The 22,488-nt window shown below is 72.1% G+C and carries 21 protein-coding genes; 7 read left to right on the forward strand and 14 right to left on the reverse strand.

Annotated elements, in window-relative coordinates; all coding sequences use genetic code 11:
• Positions 1 to 187: 187 nt before the first annotated feature.
• Positions 188 to 2,110 (reverse strand): AMP-dependent synthetase/ligase, encoded by a 1,923-nt coding sequence (locus ABT147_RS16060; protein ID WP_351406205.1) that lies wholly within the window; start codon positions 2,108 to 2,110, stop codon positions 188 to 190.
• A gap of 313 nt (positions 2,111 to 2,423) precedes the next feature.
• Here ABT147_RS16060 and ABT147_RS16065 point away from each other — a divergent pair, with 313 nt between their 5' ends.
• Positions 2,424 to 2,948 (forward strand): hypothetical protein, encoded by a 525-nt coding sequence (locus ABT147_RS16065; protein ID WP_351406207.1) that lies wholly within the window; start codon positions 2,424 to 2,426, stop codon positions 2,946 to 2,948.
• Here ABT147_RS16065 and ABT147_RS16070 read toward each other — a convergent pair.
• Genes ABT147_RS16070 through ABT147_RS16080 form a run of 3 tightly spaced genes read right to left on the reverse strand, consistent with a single transcriptional unit; the run spans position 2,941 to position 5,979 of the window.
• Positions 2,941 to 4,458: a tripartite tricarboxylate transporter permease gene (locus ABT147_RS16070; RefSeq protein ID WP_351406209.1), complete on the reverse strand. Its 1,518-nt coding sequence runs from the start codon at positions 4,456 to 4,458 to the stop codon at positions 2,941 to 2,943. The genes ABT147_RS16065 and ABT147_RS16070 overlap by 8 nt on opposite strands.
• A gap of 1 nt (position 4,459) precedes the next feature.
• A complete protein-coding gene (locus ABT147_RS16075) occupies positions 4,460 to 4,999 on the reverse strand; it encodes a tripartite tricarboxylate transporter TctB family protein (protein ID WP_351406211.1) in 540 nt (179 codons plus the stop codon).
• Complete coding sequence (locus ABT147_RS16080; RefSeq protein ID WP_351406371.1) at positions 4,996 to 5,979, reverse strand: Bug family tripartite tricarboxylate transporter substrate binding protein; 984 nt, start codon at positions 5,977 to 5,979, stop codon at positions 4,996 to 4,998. The genes ABT147_RS16075 and ABT147_RS16080 overlap by 4 nt, the downstream gene beginning before the upstream one ends.
• A gap of 392 nt (positions 5,980 to 6,371) precedes the next feature.
• Here ABT147_RS16080 and ABT147_RS16085 point away from each other — a divergent pair, with 392 nt between their 5' ends.
• On the forward strand, positions 6,372 to 8,015 hold the full coding sequence (locus tag ABT147_RS16085; protein WP_351406214.1) for a sensor histidine kinase: 1,644 nt from the start codon (positions 6,372 to 6,374) through the stop codon (positions 8,013 to 8,015).
• Positions 8,012 to 8,755 carry a response regulator gene (locus ABT147_RS16090; protein ID WP_351406216.1) on the forward strand — a complete coding sequence of 248 codons (744 nt, stop codon included), beginning with the start codon at positions 8,012 to 8,014 and terminating at the stop codon, positions 8,753 to 8,755. The genes ABT147_RS16085 and ABT147_RS16090 overlap by 4 nt, the downstream gene beginning before the upstream one ends.
• A 58-nt stretch (positions 8,756 to 8,813) precedes the next feature.
• Here the strand turns inward: ABT147_RS16090 and ABT147_RS16095 are convergent, their stop codons facing one another.
• The 6 genes from ABT147_RS16095 to ABT147_RS16120 all read right to left on the reverse strand — a co-directional run bounded on the left by ABT147_RS16095 (position 8,814) and on the right by ABT147_RS16120 (position 14,882).
• The gene (locus tag ABT147_RS16095; protein WP_351406219.1) at positions 8,814 to 9,563 is read right to left on the reverse strand and encodes a thioesterase II family protein; all 750 of its coding nucleotides are present in this window, start codon (positions 9,561 to 9,563) and stop codon (positions 8,814 to 8,816) included.
• Complete coding sequence (locus ABT147_RS16100) at positions 9,560 to 10,453, reverse strand: STM4011 family radical SAM protein (protein WP_351406221.1); 894 nt, start codon at positions 10,451 to 10,453, stop codon at positions 9,560 to 9,562. The genes ABT147_RS16095 and ABT147_RS16100 overlap by 4 nt, the downstream gene beginning before the upstream one ends.
• Before the next feature lie 13 nt (positions 10,454 to 10,466).
• Positions 10,467 to 11,828: an STM4012 family radical SAM protein gene (locus tag ABT147_RS16105; RefSeq protein ID WP_351406224.1), complete on the reverse strand. Its 1,362-nt coding sequence runs from the start codon at positions 11,826 to 11,828 to the stop codon at positions 10,467 to 10,469.
• Entirely contained in the window at positions 11,825 to 12,631 is an 807-nt protein-coding gene (locus ABT147_RS16110) for an STM4013/SEN3800 family hydrolase (RefSeq protein ID WP_351406374.1), read from the reverse strand. Before ABT147_RS16110 ends, ABT147_RS16105 begins: the two co-directional genes overlap by 4 nt.
• A 70-nt stretch (positions 12,632 to 12,701) precedes the next feature.
• Positions 12,702 to 13,877, reverse strand: a complete 1,176-nt coding sequence (locus tag ABT147_RS16115; RefSeq protein ID WP_351406226.1) for an STM4014 family protein — start codon at positions 13,875 to 13,877, stop codon at positions 12,702 to 12,704.
• Between the two features lie 36 nt (positions 13,878 to 13,913).
• Positions 13,914 to 14,882 carry an STM4015 family protein gene (locus tag ABT147_RS16120; protein WP_351406228.1) on the reverse strand — a complete coding sequence of 323 codons (969 nt, stop codon included), beginning with the start codon at positions 14,880 to 14,882 and terminating at the stop codon, positions 13,914 to 13,916.
• Positions 14,883 to 15,172: 290 nt separating this feature from the next.
• Here ABT147_RS16120 and ABT147_RS16125 point away from each other — a divergent pair, with 290 nt between their 5' ends.
• The gene (locus ABT147_RS16125; protein ID WP_351406231.1) at positions 15,173 to 15,499 is read left to right on the forward strand and encodes a DUF8820 family protein; all 327 of its coding nucleotides are present in this window, start codon (positions 15,173 to 15,175) and stop codon (positions 15,497 to 15,499) included.
• Positions 15,500 to 15,575: 76 nt separating this feature from the next.
• Positions 15,576 to 16,601: a DUF6745 domain-containing protein gene (locus ABT147_RS16130; protein WP_351406233.1), complete on the forward strand. Its 1,026-nt coding sequence runs from the start codon at positions 15,576 to 15,578 to the stop codon at positions 16,599 to 16,601.
• 22 nt (positions 16,602 to 16,623) lie between these two features.
• On the opposite strand, the gene ABT147_RS16135 is transcribed toward ABT147_RS16130, so the two are convergent.
• Together ABT147_RS16135 and ABT147_RS16140 are read right to left on the reverse strand one after the other, a co-directional pair.
• Complete coding sequence (locus tag ABT147_RS16135; RefSeq protein ID WP_152173297.1) at positions 16,624 to 17,244, reverse strand: L-threonylcarbamoyladenylate synthase; 621 nt, start codon at positions 17,242 to 17,244, stop codon at positions 16,624 to 16,626.
• Between the two features lie 138 nt (positions 17,245 to 17,382).
• Positions 17,383 to 18,759: an FAD-dependent oxidoreductase gene (locus ABT147_RS16140; RefSeq protein ID WP_351406236.1), complete on the reverse strand. Its 1,377-nt coding sequence runs from the start codon at positions 18,757 to 18,759 to the stop codon at positions 17,383 to 17,385.
• Positions 18,760 to 18,902: 143 nt separating this feature from the next.
• Here ABT147_RS16140 and ABT147_RS16145 point away from each other — a divergent pair, with 143 nt between their 5' ends.
• On the forward strand, positions 18,903 to 19,391 hold the full coding sequence (locus ABT147_RS16145; RefSeq protein ID WP_351406238.1) for a hypothetical protein: 489 nt from the start codon (positions 18,903 to 18,905) through the stop codon (positions 19,389 to 19,391).
• Positions 19,392 to 19,459: 68 nt separating this feature from the next.
• On the opposite strand, the gene ABT147_RS16150 is transcribed toward ABT147_RS16145, so the two are convergent.
• Both ABT147_RS16150 and ABT147_RS16155 read right to left on the reverse strand, forming a co-directional pair.
• A complete protein-coding gene (locus ABT147_RS16150; RefSeq protein WP_351406240.1) occupies positions 19,460 to 20,443 on the reverse strand; it encodes an aldo/keto reductase in 984 nt (327 codons plus the stop codon).
• 53 nt (positions 20,444 to 20,496) lie between these two features.
• Positions 20,497 to 21,462, reverse strand: a complete 966-nt coding sequence (locus tag ABT147_RS16155) for a DUF1152 domain-containing protein (RefSeq protein WP_351406242.1) — start codon at positions 21,460 to 21,462, stop codon at positions 20,497 to 20,499.
• 185 nt (positions 21,463 to 21,647) lie between these two features.
• Between ABT147_RS16155 and ABT147_RS16160 the strand changes: the two genes are divergently transcribed.
• The gene (locus tag ABT147_RS16160; RefSeq protein ID WP_351406245.1) at positions 21,648 to 22,430 is read left to right on the forward strand and encodes an alpha/beta fold hydrolase; all 783 of its coding nucleotides are present in this window, start codon (positions 21,648 to 21,650) and stop codon (positions 22,428 to 22,430) included.
• Positions 22,431 to 22,488: the final 58 nt, after the last annotated feature.

The following is a 22,488-nucleotide window of genomic DNA, read 5'->3' on the forward strand; positions in this document are numbered from 1 at the left end:
CGTTTCGTCAACAACCGCCCGCCCTGTGGTCGGCGGGAAAAGGGGGACCGGGGGCCGGGGGAATCGGGGCCGGAGGGAAGCGGGAGGGGGCGGAGGAAAGCGGGTGCCGGCGAGATCCGGAGCCGGCGGGATCCGGAGCCGTCGGCTCCTTCCTGTCGGCGCTGTTCGGTGCCGTTCGATTCGCCCGTCAGTGGCGGGCGCGGCGGAACACGTCGTCGGAGTCCGTGTCGTCCCAGCTCGCGATCTCCTCCGACGCGGTGCGGCGGGCGGCCCGTGCCGAGGTCGCGTACATGGCCTCGATCTCGGCCTCGTACCGCTGCACGATGGTGTCCCGGCGCAGCTTCATCGACGGGGTGAGCATGCCGTTGGCGAGGTCGAAGGGCTCGGGCAGGATGCGGTAGACACGGATCGACTCCGCGCGCGAGACCGTGCTGTTGGCCGCGGCGATGGCCCGCAGCACCTCCTGCCGCAACGCGTTCTCCTCCCGCGCCTCCCGCCCCAGCAGCTCACCCGGCGCGGACAGCGACCCCCGCCAGTGCGCCAGGAACTCCGGATCCAGGGTGAGTAGGGCGCCCACGCAGGGCCGGTTGTCGCCCACGACCACCGCCTGATGGATCAGCGGATGCGTCCGCAGCTGCTCCTCCAGCGGCGCCGGGGCCACGCCCTTGCCCCCGCTGGTGATGATGATCTCCTTCTTGCGGCCGGTGATCGACAGATACCCCTCGTTGTCCAGCCGCCCGATGTCCCCCGTGGCCAGCCAGCCGTCCTGGAGCGCGGCCCGGGTGCCGGCCTCGTCGTTGACGTACCCCTGGAACACCGAAGGCCCGTTGACCAGGATCTCCCCGTCCCGCGCCACCCGGATCTCCGTGCCCGGCAGCGGACGGCCGACGGTGCCGAACTTCTCCCGGCCCACCGGCTGGGCGGTGATGCCCCCGGCGGTCTCGGTGAGGCCGTACCCGTCGTGGACGAGGATGCCGATACCGGCGTAGAAGAGCGTCAGGTCGCGGTTGAGGGGGGAGCCGCCGGAACAGCCTCCGCGCACCCGGCCGCCGAGGGCCGCGCGCAGCTTGCGGTACACCGTCTTCTCGTAGAAGGCGTGTTGGAGCTTCAGATCCATGGCGGGGCCGGGGCCCGTGTCCAGCCGCTGTCGTTCGGCGGCGAGGGCGTAGTCCCGGGCGGTGCGGGCCGCGCGCTCGAACAGCGGGCCCCGGCCCGCCTGTTGGGCCTTGCGCAGGAAGTTCTTGTAGATCTTCTCGAAGAGATAGGGGACACCGAAGAGGAACGTCGGCCGGAACGAGCGCATCGCGGCGGACAGCGCCTCCTCCGTCGACTCCGGCTCGTGCGCCAGGAGCAGCCCGCCGCGCAGACACATCCCCTGGATCATCAGGCCGTAGACGTGCGAGAACGGCAGGAAGGCGAGGATCGCCGGCTGTTCGCCGGGTGCCGCCGCCGTCCGCCGCCACCCGGCGAGCAGCGCGTCGCAGGGGCTGGCGAGGCTGCGGTGGGAGAGCGCGCAGCCCCGGGGCCGGCCGGTCGTGCCGGACGTGTACGCGATCACCGCGGTGGAGTCGGGCATGACGATGCGGCGCAGCGAGTCCACCGTCGCGTCCGGGACGTCCCGGCCCGCCTCGACGAGCTGCGGCAGGGACTCGGTGTCCAACTGCCAGACGTACCGCAGCAGCGGGAGCTTGGCGCACACCGAGCCGACCGTCATCACACCGAGTTCGTCCTCGACGACCACGCCCACGCAGACGGCGTCCCGCAGGATCCACTCGATCTGGTCGCGCGACGACGTCGGACAGATCGGCACGATCTCGGCGCCCACGGCCCACAGCGCGACGGCGAGCACCGTCCACTCGTACCGGGTCCGCGCCATCACGGCCACGCGGTTGCCCGGCCGGATGCCGGACGCGATCAACCCCTTGGCCAGTTCGGTCACTTCGTCCCGCGTCTCGGCCGCGCTCACCTGGGTCCAGGTGTCCGGGGAGGCGGTGTCGCGGCGCGCCATCTGCGGCAGGGCGGGATCTCTGTGGGCCGTCTCGAACAGCGGATCGGCCAGCCCTCCGGTCATGACCGGGCCCGTCGGTGGAGCAATACCGAAGTTGCCCATGCGACGCTCAGAACCTTCCCTGCACGACCTCGCCGGCGGGTGCGCCGACCGGCGGTGATCGAACGTAGCGCACGGCGCCGGAGCCTGCCCGGGGAATCGGCAAGTCGGTCACCGTATATCCGCACTGTGGGCCGTGAACGTGATGTACGGCACGTGCCGGACCTCCTTCGGGAGGCCCTCCCGGGAATCGTCGCTGCACACGGCTTGATCACGTCTGACCGGCGGTAATGCCCCGAACCCGGACGTCCGACGGGTGTGGCACTGTGGTGCGCGCGAACGCGGGAGGTGTCCCGCCGATGTGGAGAGGTGGACGGTGCGCGAGCCCAATGTGATCGGGGACTGGCAGGAGTACGACGGCGATCTGGCCGGCCTGCGTGTGCGCGTCCACGGAGTGGAGTGCGCGGAACCCCCGCGGGGACGCGACGACGCCGCCGAGGGCCTGACGTACGTCCGGTTCCGGGTGACCGTGGAGAACCGCGGCACCGACCACATCGGCCTCCACCTGGAGGATGGCCAGCTCGACATCCGCACCGGCCCCGACGGCGAGAGTGCCTTCCTGGACTGGCGCAACTCCCGCTTCATCGAGGGCTTCGACCTCTACCCCCTGCGCCGCGCCACCTCCGTCCTCTACGCCGCCGCCCCCGAGGCCCACCTCACCCAGTTCGACATCCAGGTGCAGCTGCGGGCCGACGAGGAGTGGACCGAGCGGTATCTGTGGTCCGGCGGCATCGGCATCGCCGAGGACCTCCTCGACCCCACGTCCGGCCCGGGCCGCGAGGGCATCGCGGGCCAGATCAGCGCGTTCCTGCACGAGGAGGCGGAGCGGGGCGCTAGCTGAGCGGGGCGCCCTGTTTCGTTCGCTCCCCCCGGTTTCGGAGCACCAGCCGCTTCAGCAACGGCCAGGCCAGCAGTACGGCGATGATCGCGTACACCGTCACCGAGAACGGTGTGTTCACCAGGCCCGTGATGCTGCCGTCGCTGATCTGGAGGGCTCGGCGCAGCTGTTGCTCGGCGTTGGGGCCGAGGATGACGCCGATGACGGCGGGGAGCACGGGGAGGCCGTAGCGGCGCATGCCGAAGCCGATCAGGCCGATGATCAGCAGGATGACCAGGTCGATCACCTCGCCGCCGACCGCGTACGCGCCCACCGCCGCGAAGAAGAGGATGCCCGCGTAGAGGTACGGCCGGGGGATCCGCAGGAGCTTCGCCCACAGGGGGGCCAGGGGCAGGTTGAGGGCGAGCAGCAGCACCATGCCGACGAAGAGCGAGGCGATCAGGCCCCAGACCAGGTCGGGCTCGCGTTCGAAGAGCAGGGGGCCGGGCTGGATGCCGTACTGCTGGAAGGCCGCCAGCATGACCGCCGCGACCGCTGTCGTGGGCAGGCCGAGGGTCAGCATGGAGACGAGGGTGCCCGCCGCCGACGCCGACGCCGCCGACTCCGGGCCCGCCACCCCCTCGATCGCGCCCTTGCCCCACTCGTCCTTGTGCTTCGACAGCCGTTTCTCGGTGACGTACGACAGGAACGTGGGGATCTCCGCGCCGCCCGCCGGGATCGCGCCGAACGGGAAGCCGATGAACGGGCCCCGCGCCCAGGACTTCCAGCTTCGCCTCACATCGGAGCGCCCCAGCCACGGCAGGCCCACCGGGATCGGCTCGGGCGGGCTGCGCCGCAGATGGGCGGCGACCCACAGCGCCTCGCCGATGGCGAAGAGACCGACCGCGACGATCACCACGTCGATGCCGTCGGCGAGCTGGAGGGAACCGAACGTCAGCCGCTGCTGCCCGGTCATCTGATCCAGGCCCACCAGCCCGATCGTCAGACCGATGAGCAGGGAGGCGAGGCCCCGGATACGGGACGAGCCCAGGACGGACGTCACGGCGATGAACGCCAGCACCATGATCGCGAAGTAGTCCGGGGCGCCGATGTCCACGGCCAGGTCGGCGACCGTCGGCGCCAGCGCCACCAGCAGGATCGTGCCGACCATGCCGCCCGCGAAGTGCCCGATGGCGGCCGCCGCCAGCGCCTGCGCGCCGCGCCCCGACTTGGCCATCGGGTTGCCCTCCATGGCCGCGACCACGGCCGCGCTCTCCCCGGGGGTGTTGAGGAGGATCGAGGTCGTCGAACCGCCGAACATCGCCCCGTAGTAGATGCCCGCGAACATGATGAACGCGCCGACCGGGTTCAGCCCGTACGTCACCGGCAGCAGCAGCGCGACCGCCATCGCGGGCCCGATGCCCGGCAGCACACCGATCGCCGTGCCGAGCAGGACACCGATCGCGGCCCACAGGATGTTGATCGGGGTCAGGGCCGTGCCGAAACCGTCCATGAGGGAGGTGAGGGCGTCCATGTCAGAGCACTCCCATCAGCGGGCCGCCCGGCAGCGGCACCCCGAGCAGGTTGTTGAACACGGCGTACGTGACCAGGGAGATGCCCGCCGCGATGAGCGGATCGCGGTCGAGGCGCCGGCTGCCGAGGGCGTAGGCCGCGCCCCAGAACAGCAGGGCGCCCGCTATCGGGAAGCCGAGCGGTTCGATCAGGACGGCCGCGCCGAGGAACACCCCGGCGAGCAGCAGCACCGTGCGCCAGTCGGCGGGCTCGGACAGGTCGATGTCCTCACCGGCCTCGGCCTCGCCCCGGCCGCCGCGCAGGACGTCCACGGCGAGCAGGGCGGCGATCAGCAGCAGGCCGGCGCCGACCACGATCGGCACCGTCCTCGGGCCGACGGGACCGCGCTGCGCGATGTCGACGTCCATGGTGAGCGCGTCGGTCAGGACGAGGACGCCGAGCGCCAGCAGCAGGACGCAGACGCCGAGCTCGGAGTGGTCGCGCAGCCAGGAGCGGTGCTCGGGGGCGGGCGCCGGGGGAGTGCCTGTGGCTTCCGTGGTCACAGGCCCAGCTCCTTCAGCACCGACACCACGCGCTTGTCCTGGGCGTCCAGGAACGCGCCGAACTCGTCGCCGGTCAGGAACGCGTCGTCCCAGCCGTTCTGCTTCATCGACTGCCGCCACTGAGGTGAGTCGTGCAGCTCCTCGATCAGCCGGGTGAGCTTGTCCCGCTCGGCCTCGGTGAGACCGGGCGGGGCGACGATGCCGCGCCAGTTGGTGAAGTTCACGTCGTAGCCCGCCTCCTGGAGCGTCGGCGCGTCCAGCCCGGCGACCCGCTTCGGGCCGGTCACCGCGAGCAGCCGCAGCTCGCCGGCCTTGATCTGGTCCAGGTACTCGCCGACCCCGGACACCCCGAAGGCGACCTTGTTGCCCAGGATCGAGGCGAGCAGCTCACCGCCGCCGTCGAAGGGGATGTAGTTCACGTCCTTCGGCGCGATCCCGGCCGCCTGCGCCATCAGCATCGGCGCGAGATGGTCGGGCCCGCCCGGCGCCGACCCGCCGCCCACCGGCAGCTTCCCGGGGTCGTCCTTCCACGCCCCGATGAGATCGTCGATCGTCTTGTACGGCGAGTTCTTGGCGACCACCACGACGTCCTGCTCCTCGGTGAGGCGGGCGATCGGGGTGGTGTCGGCCAGGGTCTTGGGCGCGTCGTTGGAACGGACGGCGCCCACGACACCGAGCCCCATCGACATCGCGAGCTTGCCGTTGCCGTGCTCGCCGACCAGTCGGCTCAGGCCGACCGTGCCGCCGGCGCCCGGCAGGTTGAACACCTCGATGTTGTGGGTGAGCCCGGCGTCCTCGGCGTTCTTCGCCGCCGTCCGGGCCGTGATGTCGTAGCCGCCGCCGGGCGTGTTCGGCACCATGAAACGCAGGCCGGGGATCTGCGTGCCGGTCTCGCTGCCGCTGCCGGTCGTCAGCAGCGGCGGCCCCACGAGCAGGAGTACAGCCGCCCCGAGCAGGGCGAGAGGGGTGCGCAGCCGCACGTATGCCACCACCTGTCGGTCGAGTCGAGAGGGGACGAGAGGGGAAGAGTGACCTGGGACACAGCGTGCCCACAAGATGCCGGCCCGCCTCACTTGCGGAAGCAACGGAGGTTGTGGTCGTAGTGGTCACGGACCCTGTCACCGTATGAGCACGTCCCCCACACCTCTCTTTCCCGGATCGCGGTCGGGCGCCATGATTGTGCGACCCACCGCACGACCCACCGCACGAGGCGGCGCCCGAGCCGCCGGACGCCCGACGCGGTGTCGGCACGAGAGAACAGCCGGACGCCCGGGACGGCGTCGGCACGAGACAAGAGCGAGACGCCCGGGACGGCGTCGGCACGAGAGAAGAGTCCGTCGTGGTGTTCCGTCGCCATACCCTCGCAGGCGAGATGCTGGTCCTCCAGCTCGCCATCGTCGTGGTGGTGCTCCTGGCGGTCGCCGCGGTCTCGCTCACACAGTCGGCGGCGACCTTCAACCGGGTCGAGGGCCGCCGCGTCACCGCACTCGCCGAGCAGCTCGCCGCCAATCCCCTGGTCCGCGACCGGCTCGCCCGGCCCGTCGCGCACGAGGCGCTGGCGCCCCTGATGAACTCCACCCAGACCCAGTCGGGGGTCACCTCCGTCACCGTCGCGGACGCCGACGGCCGGATCGTCAGCTCCACCGACCCCACCGTGATCGGCGATCCCCTGCCCACCGGCGAGGGCGCCGTCGCCGGCCGCGGCTGGTCCGGATCGCTCACCCTCGACGGCAGCCGCGAACTCGTCGCCCAGGTGCCCGTGCTCGGCGCGACGACCAACGACAACCTCGGCAGCCTGCTGGGCACGGTGATGATCGGCGAGGCCTCCCCGACCGTGTGGCAGCGCCTCAGCGGCGCCTCCTCCTACCTCCTCGCCTACCTCGGCATCGCCAGCGGCCTCGGCCTGGTCGGCTCCTGGCTGCTCGCCCGGCGCGTCAAACGGCAGACCCTCGGCCTGGAGCCCCAGGAGATCGCCGGCCTCGCCGAACACCGCGAGGCCATGCTCTACGGCATCGCCGAGGGCGTGATCGCCCTGGACCCCCACCACCGGCTCACCCTCGTCAACGAGATGGGACGACGTCTGCTCGACCTCCCCGAGGACTGCGTCGGCAAGAGCCTGACCGACCTCGGCATCGAGGGACGGCTGCGGGACGTCCTCGCCGGAGCGCAGGAAGAGGCGCCCCACCAGCGCGACGAGGTCGTCATCCGCCGGGGCCGGGTCCTGGTGATGAACCGGATGACCGTCACCAAGGACGGCCGCCACCTCGGCTCCGTCACCACCCTGCGGGACCGCACCGAGCTGGCCCGCCTCGAACGCGAGATCGGCTCCTTCCGCAGCTCCTCCGAACTGCTGCGCGCCCAGGCCCACGAGTTCGCCAACCAGCTGCACACCATCTCCGGGCTCATCCAGATCGGCGAGCAGGACGAGGTCGTCCACTACATCCGCGCGCTGAGCCGGCACCGCCACTCCCTCGACGTCACCCTCAGCCGCCGCGTCCGCGACACCGCCGTCGCCGCCCTCCTCACCGCGAAGACGTCCCTGGCCGCCGAACGCCGGGTCACCCTGCGGATCTCGGAGAGCACCGCCCTCGACCGGCTCGCCCCCGAGGACGCCGCCGACGTGGCGACCGTCGTCGGCAACCTCGTCGACAACGCCGTGGACGCCGCCGCCACCACGACCGCGCCGGACGACCCCGAGCCCTGGGGCGGCGCCGACGGCCGGGAGGCCTGGGTCGAGGTGGAACTGCGGCAGGACGCCTCCAGCGTGGAGATCGTCGTCCGCGACTCGGGCCCCGGAGTGGCCCCCGAACTCGCCCGCGAAGTCTTCTCCCACGGCTTCACCACCAAGGCCGCGCGGGAGGGCGAACGCGGCATCGGCCTGGCCCTCACCCGACTGGTCTGCGAACGACACGGCGGTGAGATCTCGGTGACCAACACCCCCGACGGAGCCATGTTCACCGCCCGCATGACCGTCAGCCACCTCGCCGACGCGGTGGCGGAAGGAGCGACACCATGACCGGCACGAGCAGCCCGCCCGGCACGAGCGGCAGGCCGTCCGCCACGAGCGGTCCGCCCGGCACGATCGACGTGCTCGTGGTCGACGACGACTTCATGGTGGCCCGGGTCCACCGCACCTTCGTCGAACGCGTCGAGCCGTTCCGCGTCGTCGGCGTCGCCAGCACCGGCGAACAGGCCGTCGCCGCCGTCGACGAACTCCGCCCCGACCTGGTCCTCCTCGACCTCTACCTCCCCGACGGCTTCGGCCTCGACGTCATACCCCGGCTGCGCACCGCCGGCCACGACTGCGACGTCATGGTCATCAGCGCCGCCCGGGAGGCCGACAGTGTGCGCGGCGCGGTCCGCCACGGCGTCGTCGACTACCTCCTCAAGCCCTTCGAGTTCGAGGAGCTGCGCTCCCGGCTCCAGCGGTACGCCGCCCAGCGCGGACGCCTTCTCACCACCGTCGTCCGCGGGCAGGCCGACGTCGACCGCGTCCTCGCCGGAGCCGCCGCGCCCGCCTCGGCGGCCGGCGCCCTGCCCAAGGGCATGAGCGTCGAGACCGCCGAGCTGATCGAGGGCACCCTCCGCGGCACCGACGGCACCCTCTCCGCCACCGAGTGCGCCACCCTCACCGGCATCTCCCGCGTCAGCGCCCGCCGCTACCTGGAGTACTTCCACGGCATCGGCAGCGCGGACGTCTCCCTGCGCTACGGCGTGGCCGGGCGGCCGGAGCGCCGGTACAGCTGGCGGGTGTGACGGCGGGGACGGACCGCCCCCGCCGCCGTTCCCCGGCCACGAACCCGTCGTCTCCCGGCTACAGCCCCAGGTGCCGTCGTACGACGTCGACGATCTCCCCCGGCCGGTCGTTGAGGTAGAAGTGGCCGCCGGGGAACACACACAGCTCGGTCGGCCCGTCGGTGTGGTCCGCCCAGGCGCGCGCCTGCGCCACCGGGGTCACGGGGTCGGCGTCGCCGGTGAGGACGGTGACCGGGCAGGCGAGCCGGGCGCCGGGGCGTGGCACGTAGGTCTCCAGGGCCGTGTAGTCGGCGCGCAGCGCCGGCAGCACGAGCTGGACCAGCTCCTCGTCCTCGAAGACCTGCCTGTCGGTGCCGTCCAGCCGGCGCACGGCGTCGATCAGTTCGGCGTCGCTCGCCCGGTGCAGCGACCTGCCGTCCCGGTCGGAGGAGGGAGCGCGCCGCCCCGACACGAACAGCCGGACCGGCGCCCGGCCGGCCGCCTCCAACCTCAGCGCCGATTCGTACGCGACGACCGCGCCCATGCTGTGCCCGAAGAGGGCGAGCGGACGGTCGTCGTCCCCGCCGACGGCCTCGACGATCCGCTCGACCAGCCCGGCGATGCTCTCCACCGGCGGCTCGGCGTAACGGTCCTGGCGACCCGGGTACTGCGCGGCCAGCACCTCGGCCCCGGGGGCGAGGGCCTGCGCCATGGGGTGGTAGTAGCTCGCCGAACCGCCCGCGTGCGGCAGACACAGCAGCCGGACCGCCGCCTCGGGCGCGGGCCGGTAACGCCGTATCCACACACCGCTGTTGACCGCTGAGGTCATGGACTCACTCGCTTCCTGATGTCTCGTCCCCCGATGTCTCGTCGGGCCTCCATTGTCGGTACGCGTTCCAGGACGCCGCCCGCGAACACGTCGTACAGCGGGAGGGTTTCGAGGTGGACGTACCCGATGTGGCAGTCGCAGACGGCCAGCGGGCAGGGGCGGGGCGCGAGCGCCGTGCGGAAGGAGCCGTCGTAGAGGTTGCCCAGTTCGGCCCTGACGAAGTGGCAGCGCCTGACCGTGCCCTCCCCGTCCACCGACACGACCGTCGAGCCGGTGCGGCAGGCGCGGCCCGCCGAGTCGTGCGGACGGCGGCTGAAGTGGAACAGCGGGTCGATCTCACCCCATACCGCAGCCTCCTCGTCGGTGTACGTGTGCCCGTCGGCGGCGTTCACCCACAGATACACCTGCTCCGGCAGCTCCCCGCGCAGCCGGCGGGCGTGCTCCAGATGCTCGGGCAGGCCCACGATCCCCACACTGAAGCGAATCCCCATCCCGGCCAGCCGACGGGTCTTGTCGAGGAACCGCTCGTACGGGGTCTGCCCGGGGTGGTAGGTGCACCACAGGGCCACCGTGTCCGCGTCGGCCTCCGCCAGCCACTCCGTGCGACAGCTGAGGTTCGTCTGGATCGCCACCCGGTCGATGTGCGGCTCGTGGGAGAGGTCGACCAGGGCCCTGCGGTACCAGGAGCGCACCAGGCCCTCGCCCCACGGCGTGAACAGCACCGACAGCCGGTCGCCTGTCTGTTCCCGTGCCCAGGTGGTGAAACGGTCCAGGGCCGCGCGGTCGGCCCGCAGTTGAGCCGTCGAGTCGCGGCGCTTGGCGAACGGGCAGTAGGGGCAGTCGAAGTCGCAGGAGGCGAGGGGGCCGCGGTAGAGGATCGTCAGGTCCATGGGTCCGGTCCCGTCACTTCAGCTCGTACTCGGCCATCGCGGCCCGTACGGCGGGGGAGAAGAAGCCGGGCCCGATGGCGTCCGAGTGGGCCAGCCCCTCGGCGGAGAGCTTCAGCAGCCCGTCGCCTGTCTCCGCCAGCCAGCCGCGCGCCGCCAACAGGTCCAGCTCCACGGGGAAGTCCGCGTACGGGTCCGACCCGAACCGCCGCCGGTACTCCGCCACCGGCAGCCCCCGCGCCTGGAGCAGCGACTGCAGCAGATGGCGGCGCCGCGCCTCGTCCTCGTCGACCTCGCGGCCGTGCACGGCCCGGCCGAAGTCCTCGGTGGCGGTGTAGTCGTCGATGATCGAGCGGATCTGGCCCATACCGACCGCGTAGTCGAAGGAGTAGTGCAGCTTCGACGTGTACGAACGCGCGCCGCAGCCCAGGCCGATCATGCCGTCGGTCTGGCAGGCGTAGTCGTCGGGGCCCTGCGGCGGCGCGTCCGTACGGCGGAACATCCGCATGGAGACCTGCTCGTAGCCGTGCGCGAGCAGATGGTCGCGGCCCTCGCGGTAGCGCCGCAGCCGCGCCTCGTCCCAGTCGCGGTCGGCGGTCTGCGGGTCCGTGTGGCGGCCGAGTCCCGTCAACGGCCGGACGTACAGCGGATAGAGATAGATCTCCTCCGGCCGCCAGGCGAGGGCCGCGTCCAGGGACAGCCGCCAACTGGCCGCCGTCTGCCCGTCGATGCCGTAGATCAGGTCGATGTTGAGAACCGGGATGGCGGCCTCCCGGATCCGTGACAGCGCCGCCTCCACGTCGGACCGCCGCTGCGGTCGTACGGCCGCCCGCGCCTCCTGGGCCACGAAGCTCTGCACGCCGAGGCTCAGCCGTGTGGCGCCCCGCTCGGCCAGGACGGTCAGCCGGTCGGCCGTCGCCGTGGCGGGGGAGGCCTCCACCGACAGCGGGATCGCCCGCAGGTCCGCGCCCATGCGCCGCTCGGCGATGTCGCAGAGCCGCTCCAGCTCGGCGGCCTCCAGATAGGTCGGGGTGCCACCGCCGAACGCGGCGTTCGCGAACCGTGGCGGCTCCGCGTCCCCGAGCGCCTCCCGCACCGCGATCGCCTGCCGTTCGAGGGCGTCCAGATAGCGGCCGGTCAGCCCGTCCGGTGCGCCGATCCGGGTGAACAGGTTGCAGAAGCCGCAGCGCACCTCGCAGAACGGGATGTGCGCGTACAGCGACAGCGCCTGCCGGGACTCCCCGGCCCACAGGTCCGCGAGCCGGGGGCCGCCGGGCAGCTTCCGGTAGGCCGTCTTGTGCGGGTAGGCGTACACATAGTGCTGGTACGGCCGCGGTGGTGCGTGCGCGGCGGTGACAGCGGCGGTGGTGACGGTCATGCGGACGGCTCCAGGAAGAAGTGGCTGTAGGGGACGGTCCACACGGCCTCGTGGCCGAGACGGTGGCCGGTGTAGCCGTCCTCGCCGTAGGTGGTGCCGTGGTCGGAGCAGACGACGGCGAAACAGCGGCGCCGTGAACTCATCGCGGCGAAGAGCCGCCCGACGTGCCGGTCGATGTACTCCAGGGCCGCCGCGTGGGTGAGCAGGCTGTCGCCCGCGTCGCGGGTGGCGCCCGGCAGATGGAACCAGTTGGGCTGGTGCAGCGCCGAGGCGTTGAGGAAGAGGAACAGCCGCCGCTCGGCGGGCAGTTCGGCCACGATCCGCTCGGCGCGGGCCACCTGGGACTCGAAGGACGTCGGTGACGCCACGGAGAACTCCGGTTCCCAGTGGCTCTCCTGGAACAGACCCGGCAGGACACTGCCGAGCGCCCCCTGCTTGTTGAAGAAGCCGACACCGCCGACGCACACCGTGCGATAGCCGTGCCCGGCGAGCGCCGACACCAGGTCGGGGCTGTCGAAGACGAAGGTGCGCCCCGCGGTCGTCTCGCTGCCGGCGAACCGGCCGGCGAAGAGCCGCGGATGCGGTCCGGGGACCGCCGGGGTCGGCAGGAAACCCGCGAACATCGCCTGGTGCGAGGCGTAGGTGAAGCTGCCGGGCGCGTGCCGCTTCTCCCAGGTGCCGCCCGGCAGACGGGCGGCCAGATTGGGCAGCCGGCCCTCCGCCGCGAGCCGCACGGCCACGTCGTACCGCAGGGTGTCGAGGGTGAGCAGCAGCAGGTCGTCGCGGCCCACCACCTCGTTCATGTCGGGCATGCCGGGCTCGACGACCGTGGTGGTGTCGGCTGTGACTGCCGTGTTCGCGGTGCCGGGCGGATCAGAAGGGTGCATGGTCTTTCCTTGCCTGGGGGTGGTGCGAGGGCGGCGGGAGCAGCGCGCTCCGCACCGCCGCGAGCTGCGCCGCGTAGGTGTCCAGACCCTCCGCGGGGCCGCCCGGCAGCCCGGTCAGCCGGGGCAGCAGATCGCCGAACGCGTTGACCTCGCCCACGGCGAACCGGCGCCAGCCGATCGCCGGCAGCAGGTCCACGCCGACGCTCAGCGTGCCCGGGAAGCAGGCGGCGGCCCGCTCACAGATGTCGAGGGCCTGCCGCCAGCGGTCGCCCGCCGCGTCCACGACCGACGTCAGATCGCCCCGCGCCCCGCCGAGATGGAGATTGGTCATCGGGAAACGGCTGGTGCGGACGACCGCGTGCGTGGCCCGGCCCGCCACGACCAGGACCCGCAGATCGGCGGATCTGCCCTGCGCGGACGCCTTCGGGAGCCAGCGCTCGATGTGCAGACCGTCGGCCGCGAGGGCGTCGACGATGCCGGCGATCTCCCGCTCGTCCGTGTAGCGCCGCACCCGCAGGGAGTTGTGCAGCCGTGGCGGTGCGTGCAGCCGGCCGTCGGCGGCCACCTCCACCGAGGTGGTCGCCCTGATCCGCCCGCTCCCCGCCGCCTCGACGGCCAGCACCCCGGACGCGGAGGACCCGTGCGCCGGCTTCACGAAGACACGCGGCATGCCGTGCTCCCGCATCACCGCCCGTACGTCGTCCCAGCCGCGCACCGGCGGCGCGCCGCCCGAGGTGGGCGACGGCGGCACCGGGACCCCGGCCGCGTCGAGCCGGGCGTGGCACAGCCGCTTGTCGAACAGCACCGGCAGATCCGCCGGATCGTCCAGCCGCAGCCCGCCCCGCAACGAGCCCACGGCGGCCAGGAACCGGGCGTACCAGGTGGCCGAGCCCTCCACCCGCGTCGGATCGTCGACGCCCCGCAGCAGCCGGTCCACCTCGGCGTTCTCACCCGGTGAGTCCAGCCGCACGACCTCGTCGGCGGCGAACTCGTGGCCGCCGTCGCGCAGCACGTCCCGCCACTCCACGACACGCGGCGTGCCGACACCGGCCGCCTCCGCCGCCGCGACGAACAGCCCGACCCGCCGGTTCTCCCCGTTCCCGACGACCACCCACCTGTACGGGCCGGGCCCCGCCCCCGCCGCACCGCTCCAACCGGACACACCGATCCCCCCTTTCGCCCCCGTACGCCTACGCGCTCACTCGCCCACCGCGACGAACCGCCAGACCGTGCCGTCCTCCTCCTCGTCCGACTCGGCGTCGTCGGCGTCTACGTCGACCTGGACCCCCTCGGCCTCCAGGGAGTCCCGGAGGCGGTCGCGTATCGCCGCGCTCAGGTAGTTGTGGTGCAGGTCCAGCGTGGTGAGGTGGGTGAGCGGCTGGCCCGTGAGCAGCGCGGTCGCGCCGTCGTCGGTGAGGACGCCCATCGACAGGTCGAGGACGTCGAGGCGGGCCACCACCGGCGCGGAGGCCACGGCCGCGCAGATGTCGTCCTGCATCTCGCTGTTGCGCAGCGCCAGATGCTTGAGGGCCGGCAGCCGGGTGCCCGCGAGGATCGGCGCCAGGTCGGCCACCTCGGAGTCACCGCCGTACTCGGACGTGCCCAGCCACAGGTCCAGCTCGACGAGGGCCGGCAGCTCGCTGCCCGCGACACCCCGGACGGCCTCGACGGGCATACCGCCGGTCTCGACCGTCAGGCTCCGCAGCCGCTCGTGCCGCACGGCCGGGAAGACGAGCCCCTGGCCGCCCCGCACCCCGAACTCCTCCAGCTCCGTGAAGGCGCTCAGCAGCGGGCCCACATCGCCCTGGTTGATCCAGGAGATCTCGCACTCCTCCATCACGATGTCGCCGAGGAACAGCGCGCGCAGCGCGGGCAGCCGGTCCTTCGCCGCGACCAGGGCCTCGACGATCTTCTCCGGGCCGTTGTCGTAGGCGTCGCTCCAGGCCCCCACGATCAGCGCCCGCACCTTCGTGGTGTCGACCGAGGCCAGGAACCGGGCGAACGCGTCCTCCCACGCCTCCTCGCTGTCGTACGAGTCCACGGCGATGCTCCACGCCACCGACTCCGGAGCGGGCAGCTGCCCCGCGCCCTCCGGGCCCTTCACCGACCCGGGGAAGCGGTGGACCGGCAGGCCGTGGAAATCCTCCAGATGGCTCCCGATGGTCATGTGCGCCCCGCCCCTTCGTTCCCTGTTGATGGGCGGCAGCCGGATCCCTGCCCGGTCCGCCCCTTCGCGCCCCCGGAGCGCACAGCGCCGCCGGGTACGGGAGTTCTACCAAGAACGACTGACATCGTGTGCGGCGGACCCCTGTCCTGTGGACAAACACCTGTGGATGAGCGGTCGTGCCCGCCCCGGCGGGCGGCCCGCACCGGCCGACGGCCCGCACCGGGCCGATTGTCAGTGGCTGCCTCTACGGTCGTTTCGTGGCACAGCGAGTGCCCGACGGGAGGAGACCCATGTACCGGCAAGGAGACGTCCTCATCGCGCCGTTGGCCGAGAGCGCCGTGCCCGGCGGCGCGCTCGACGCCGCCTCGGAACCGCGCGACGGTCGCGGCCGGCTGGTCCTGGCCCTCGGCGAGGTCACCGGTCACGCGCACGCGGTGGTCGGCCCCGGCCGACTGATCCGCGAGGCGAGCACGTTCGGGCCGATGCTGCTGCATGTCCCGGAGGGCGCCCGTGTCGTCCACGAGGAACACGCGGCCATCTCCCTGCCCAAGGGCTGGTACCGGGTGATACGGCAGCGCGAGTACGTACCGGGGTCGGTGCGGATCGTCGCCGACTGAACCCATGAGCGGAACGGCGGCCGTGGCGCACGGCAGCCCCAGCGGCAGGCAGACATCGGGATCCAGGAGGAACGGCGTGACGGAACAGACGAGTTGGCGGGCGGTGGCGGCGGCCACCGGGGCGGGCGACCGGGCGCGGGCCGAGGCGGGCGTACGGCTCGCCTACCGGCGGGCGGGGCTGCGGGAGCCCGAGCGGATCGTGTGGGCCCGCTCGCCCCTGGAGGCGGTACGCCTGCTGGCGGGAGCACCGGCCGAGGACGGCGAGCGGCTGCCCGCGACCGGGGCGAGCGTCCGCGACGCCGTCCGCAACAGACCCGTCGCCGCCGCACGCGCCCGGTCGCACACCCGCCTGGGCCCCACCGGCTGGAGCGACCACTGGCGTGCGACGGGCGCCGACCTCTGGGAGACGACCCGGCCGCTCGTCGACCGCGTCCGCACCGGCGTCGTCGAGGCCCTGGCCCCCGCCGACCGCAAGGCACAGACCGGCATCCGACTGCTCCTTCTGGACGCCGTCCTCGGCCAGCACGACGCCGCCTGGCTGTCCGCCTTCGACACGGCCCCGGACCTCGACGGACTCGCCGAGGTGTCCCGCACGGCCGGCTGGTGGTGGCCGTACGAGAACATCGCGGTCGTCGCCGAGCGGCCCGTGGAACTGCACCGCGACGAGGCGGGCCGGCTGGACCGGGGCGATGGACCCGCGCTCGCCTACGCCGACGGCTTCGCCCTGCACGCCTGGCGCGGGCTGCCAGTCCCCGGCGACTTCCTCGACCGGCTGGGCACGCTGACCGCCGCGGAGATCCGGGACGAGGAGAACGCGGAACTGCGCCGCGTGATGCTGGAGTACTACGGCTACGACCGCTACCTGGAGGAGACCGGGGCGCAGCCGGTGCACCGCGACGAGACGGGTGTGCTGTGGCGGACGGCCCTGCCCGGCGACGAGGACGTGGTGATGGTGGAGGTCGTCAACTCCACGCCGGAGCCGGACGGCACGAGCCGCACCTACTGGCTGCGGGTGCCGCCCACGACGACCACGGCCCGGGAGGGAGTGGCCTGGACGTTCGGCCTGAGCGCGGAGGCGTACGAGCCGCTGCGGCAGACCTGAGCGGCACCGGGGCGCCCGGGCGTCACTCGAAGCGTGCGGTGTCGCCCGCGCCCTTGCGGATGATCTCCGCCTCGCCGCTGGAGAAGTCGATGACGGTCGTCGGCTCCGTGCCGCAGTCCCCGGAGTCCACCACCGCGTCGACCAGGTAGTCGAGGCGCTCCTTGATCTCCCAGCCCTGCGTCAGCGGCTCCTCCTCGTCGGGCAGCAGCAGCGTGCTGGAGACGAGCGGCTCGCCCAGCTCCGCGAGCAGGGCCTGCGCGACGCGATGGTCGGGGATACGCACACCGACGGTCTTCTTCTTGGGGTGCAGGAGCTTGCGGGGCACCTCCCTCGTCGCGGGGAGGATGAAGGTGTAGCTGCCGGGCGTCGACGCCTTCACGGCGCGGAACACGTCGTTGTCGACGTGCACGAACTGGCCCAGCTGCGCGAAGTTCTCGCACACCAGGGTGAAGTGGTGACGGTCGTCGAGCTGCCGGATCGTACGGATCCGCTCGATCCCGTCCCGACTGCCCAACTGGCACCCCAGCGCGAAGCAGGAGTCCGTCGGATACGCGATGAGCCCACCCTGACGAATACTGTCGGCCACCTGCCCGATGGCACGCGGCTGGGGGTTGTCGGGGTGCACGTCGTAGTACTTGGCCATCCGCCGAGCTTATGCCTTCAGGGCGCGTGGGCCCCGTGATGGGGCCGCAGGCCCCTGAAAGGGGAGCGGGGAACTGCGCGACCAGCCACGTACGACTCGCGGCTTCGAACGGCCCACAGTCCCCCGATCCCCGTCCGCCTAACCCAGCGGAGCGCTTCCGCTGGCGCGCAGCATGTCCTCACGCTCGACGATCTTCACGCGCTCCCGGCCCTGCGGCTCACCCAGCGCCTTCTCCGCGGCGTCGAGCCGGTACCAGCCCTCCCACGTCGTGAAGCGCACGTTCCGCTCGGCGAGGAAGGCGTCGACGGCCTCCGGCGCGGGCGCGGACGGCTCGTGCAGCCGCCCGTTCGCGAAGTCGTCCAGCAGGTTGGAGACGGTCTCGTTGGCGTCGCCCTTGGTGTGCCCGATGAGGCCCACCGGACCACGCCGGATCCAGCCGGTGACGTACGTCGACTGCAGGTGCGCGCCGGTCTCCTCGATGACCCGGCCGCCGGCGTCCGGGACGGTGCCCGACTCGACGTCCCAGGGCAGCTTGGGCAGCTTGTCCGAGAGGTAGCCGACCGCGCGGTAGACGCCGGTGACGTCCCAGTCCTTGAACTCGCCGGTGCCCTTGACGTTGCCGGTGCCGTCGAGGGCGGTGCGCTCGGTGCGCAGACCGACGACCTTGCCGTCCTCGCCGAGGATCTCGGTGGGCGACTCGAAGAAGTGCAGGAACAGCTTGTGCGGGCGGTCGCCGGTGTCGCGGATCGCCCAGTTCTCCAGGGTCTTGGCGACCATGTCGGCCTGCTTGTTGCCGCGCCGGGTCGCGATGGAGCCCTCGTCGTAGTCGATGTCCTCGGGGTCGACGATGACCTCGATGTTGGGGGAGTGGTCCAGCTCCCGCAGCTCCATCGGGGAGAACTTCGCCTGTGCCGGGCCGCGACGCCCGAAGACGTGGACCTCCAGCGCCTTGTTGGCCTTCAGACCCTCGTAGACGTTCGCGGGGATCTCGGTCGGCAGCAGCTCGTCGGCGGTCTTGGCGAGGACACGGGCCACGTCGAGCGCGACGTTGCCGACGCCGAGGACGGCGACCTTCTCGGCCTCCAGGGGCCAGGTGCGCGGGACGTCCGGGTGGCCGTCGTACCAGGAGACGAAGTCGGCCGCGCCGTACGAGCCGTCCAGGTCGACGCCGGGGATGTCCAGCGCGCGGTCGGCCGTCGCACCCGTGGAGAAGATCACGGCGTCGTAGAACGCGCGCAGATCGTCCAGGTTGATGTCCGTCGGGTAGTCGACGTTGCCGAAGAGACGGATCTGCGGCTTGTCGAGCACCTGGTGCAGGGCCGTGATGATGCCCTTGATGCGGGGGTGGTCGGGGGCCACGCCGTAGCGGATCAGTCCGAACGGGGCGGGCATCCGCTCGTAGAGGTCGATGGACACACCGGGCTCGGTGGCCACGTCGGACTTCAGCAGCGCGTCGGCGGCGTAGATCCCGGCGGGTCCGGCTCCGACAATGGCTACCCGCAGAGGGCGGGGCATGTTCAGGTTCCCTTCGAGCGGAGACAAGCGACTCGACGGCAACCCTAAACTAAGGTAACCCTTACCAGGTACACGGGTCGGGTCTATGACCTCATAAAGCGATCTTATGCCATCCGAGGGAATGTCCGGATGGTCGACCGGATGTGTTTGCCGGAGCGGTGAACGGCAACGCGGTTTCCATGAATCGACCGAACAAGGACCCGAACGAGAACTCCGCGTCCGCCGAGACGGCCGCGGCCAAGGCCCGCCGGACCACCGGCAAGGCGACGGCACCGGCCACCGAGTCCGCGAAGACGGCCGCGATCAAGATGGACGACGCGGCGTCCGCCACCAAGGCCGGAGCAGGACGCGCGGCCGAGGCGACCGGACGCGCCGCCGACAGCGCGAGCAGCGCCGTGCACAGCGCGGTGAAGGGCGTCGAGGCGGGCCGCCAGGCGGTCGTCCAGGCCTCCGGCCAGGTCGCCGCCGGTGCGAAGACGGCCATGACCGTCATCGCCCACCGCAAGCTCGTCGCCGCCGGCGTGGGCGCGGGCCTGACCGCCCTGACCGCCGCCTCCTACGCGGTCGGCCGCCGCTCCGGCCGCCCTGTCCACATCGGCCCGCTCACCCGGCTCACCGGCGGCCGTATCTGACACGCCGCCGGCGACGCGCCTGCGGGGCCCCTCCGGTGTGCGGCACCGGAGGGGCCCCGTCCGACGTCCTACCAGCGGCTTTCCACCTGCTCCTTGATCCGGCGGTCGTACAGGTCCCGGATCGCCGTGAGCGTCTCGGCGGACAGCTCCGGCAGCGCGGCGGCGGCCGCGTTGGCGCGCGCCTGGTCCGGGGTGCGGGCGCCCGGGATGACCGTGGTGACCCCCGGCAGCTGGATGATCCACCGCAGCGCCAGCTGGGCCGGGGTGAATCCGTTGGGGGCCAGCGCGGCGAACTCGACGGCCGCCTCGACACCCGTGCCGTAGTCGACACCGGAGAAGGTCTCGCCCTGGTCGAAGGACTCGCCGTGCCGGTTGTACGTACGGTGGTCGTTCTCGGCGAAGACCGTGTCCTTGGTGTACTTGCCGGACAGCAGCCCCGAGGCCAGCGGAACGCGCGCGATGATCCCGACGCCCGCCTTCTCGGCCGCCGGGAGGACGTCCAGGAGCGGCTTCATACGGAACGGGTTGAGGATGATCTGCACGCTCGCCACGTTCGGGCGGGCGATCGCCGTCAGCGCCTCGGCGCAGGTCTCCACGCTGACGCCGTACGCGGCGATGCGCTCCTCCTCGACCAGGGTGTCCAGGGCGTCGAACACCTCGTCGGAGGAGTAGACCGGCGTGGGCGGGCAGTGCAGCTGGACCAGGTCGAGACGGTCCACGCCGAGGTTGCGGCGGGACCGGTCGTTCCAGGCCCGGAAGTTGTCGAGGACGTAGTTCTCGGGGATCTGCTCCACGCGACGGCCCATCTTCGTCGCGATGAACACATGAAGGTCCGGCCTGCTCCGCAGGAACGTGGCGATGGTCTGCTCGCTGCGTCCGTCGCCGTAGACGTCGGCCGTGTCGAAGAAGGTCACCCCCGACTCGGCCGCGGCCTCCAGCACCGCGAGGGCTTCCGTGTCGTCGACGTCTCCCCAGTCGGCACCCAGCTGCCATGTGCCGAGACCGACCACGGACGCGTGCTGACCCAACCTACCGAATGCGCGTTCTTCCATGGCGCCAGTCTGTCACCTGTTCTGGTGCCTGTTCTGTCGCCTGTTCCCCGTGGTCAATGAGGGAAGGCACGCGGGGGGCGCTGCCGGGGCAGTTCGTCCCGGAACTCCTCGACGACCGAGCTGATCTGCCGGGTGAGTTCGGTCTTCTCCAGCCGGTCGAGGTAGAGGTTGCGGCGGGCGAGGCCGACCGCGTCCACACAGAAATACAGCGCCATCAGCGGGTTGACGAACAGTTCGCTGTTCCGGGTCCGGTCGGTGAAGCGGACGTCGCCGAACTCGCCGCGCACGGCCGCCGCGACCGAGCCGTTGACGATGCTCGGGTGGGTCGGCGTGCTGCGCTGGGCGTGGGCCACCGCGTCCAGGTAGAGGGCGCCCTCGCGGCTGTCGCGCGGCAGCGAGAACGCGCCGAGGTAGGCGCCGTCGCGGTCCAGCGCGGCCAGGTTCTCCAGGACCAGCGAGTGGTTGACCCCGTGGTACGAGTCCACGCCGAAGCCGAGGCAGGCCACCAGCCGCTCCGGGATGTCGTCGAGCCCGGCGACGGCGCCGAGACTCGCCATGTCCTCCTCCGGCGTCCCGAGCCCGTGCTCGTCGCCGCGCATCAGGATGTCGGTGCCCCCGTCCACCAGGACGACCGCGTCCACCCCGCCCAGATGGCCGATGAGCGCGCGATAGGCGGCCCGCAGGGGTGCCACCCCGGTACGGGACAGCGCGTACACGGTGCTGGGCAGCCCGTGCAGGTCCAGCCACCGGGCGAGGGTGTGTTCGGGGAAGTAGTCGCCCCGGAATGTGGTGTCCGGGCCGACGGCCGCGACGTCCGGCTCCAGCCACACGTCCATGCTCAGGCCGTACAGATCGGCGAAGGACAGGTTCGCGAGATGGACCTCCTTGCCCGCCGACCGCAGGGCGAGGGCCAGGGGCAGTCCGGCGTAGACGTCGAAGCCGCCGCCGGCACCGGCTATGAGCACGCGCCGCGCCTCGCGCAGCCGTGTGAAGAACGGGGGTTGCTGGAGGGAGAACACCGGGGGAAGCTAGCAGGCCGGCCAGGGGCGCGGCTCTCGAATTCCCCGACGCGCGACGGTGACGCGGGGCCCGGCCGCCGGTTACCGTACCGGTCAGTAACCCGGATCGAGTCGAACCGAACCAGACCGAGCCAGATCGAACCGGGCCGAATCTGACCTGACCTGACCGCACCGCAGGAGGCCCCATGCCGCAGCTCGAAGTCGACGGCGCCGCGCTGACGTACGACGACGAGGGCCCCCGCGACGGTGACGGGGTGCCCCTGGTGTTCATCCACGGCTGGACCGCGAACCGGCACCGCTGGGACCACCAGGTAGCGCACTTCGCCGGGAAGCGGCGTGTGATCCGGCTCGATCTGCGCGGCCACGGCGAGAGCGGCGGCGCCGGGGTGAGGACGATCGAGGAGCTGGCGAGAGACGTGCTCGCCCTCCTCGACCATCTGGAGGTCGAGCGGTTCGTCCTCGTCGGCCATTCCATGGGCGGCATGATCTCCCAGACCATCACCCTCGCCCACCCCGAGCGCGTGGAGCGCCTGGTACTGGTCAACTCCATCGGCCGCATGACCTACAGCCGAGGCCGGGGCCTGCTGATGGCGGCCTCCACCCGGGTCCCCTTCAAGCTGTTCGTCGCCGCCAACATCCAGCGGGCCTTCGCACCCGGCTACCCCCGCGAGGAGATCCGGGAGTACATCCGCGCCTCGGCGGCCACCCCGCGCGAGGTCGTCATGACCCTGTACGGAGCCATGCGCGCCTTCGACGTCCTCGACCGCCTCGGCGAGATCAGCACCCCGACCCTCCTCGTCCACGGCTACCACGACATCCAGCTCCCCGTCTCCCAGATGCTCCGCATGGCCAAGGCCTGCCGGGACGCCGAGGTGCGCATCCTGGACGCCGGCCATGAACTGCCCGTGGAGAAGCCGGCGGAACTCACCGCCACCCTCGACCGCTTCCTCACCGGTACCCGCCCCTGAGCCCGCCACCTCGCCCCTGAGCCCGGCGCCGGCCGGGCCCCGGGCCCCGGCCGGGTGC

The sequence above is a fragment of the Streptomyces sp. NPDC001868 genome, assembly GCF_040297125.1.
In the GTDB taxonomy this organism is placed as follows: domain Bacteria; phylum Actinomycetota; class Actinomycetes; order Streptomycetales; family Streptomycetaceae; genus Streptomyces.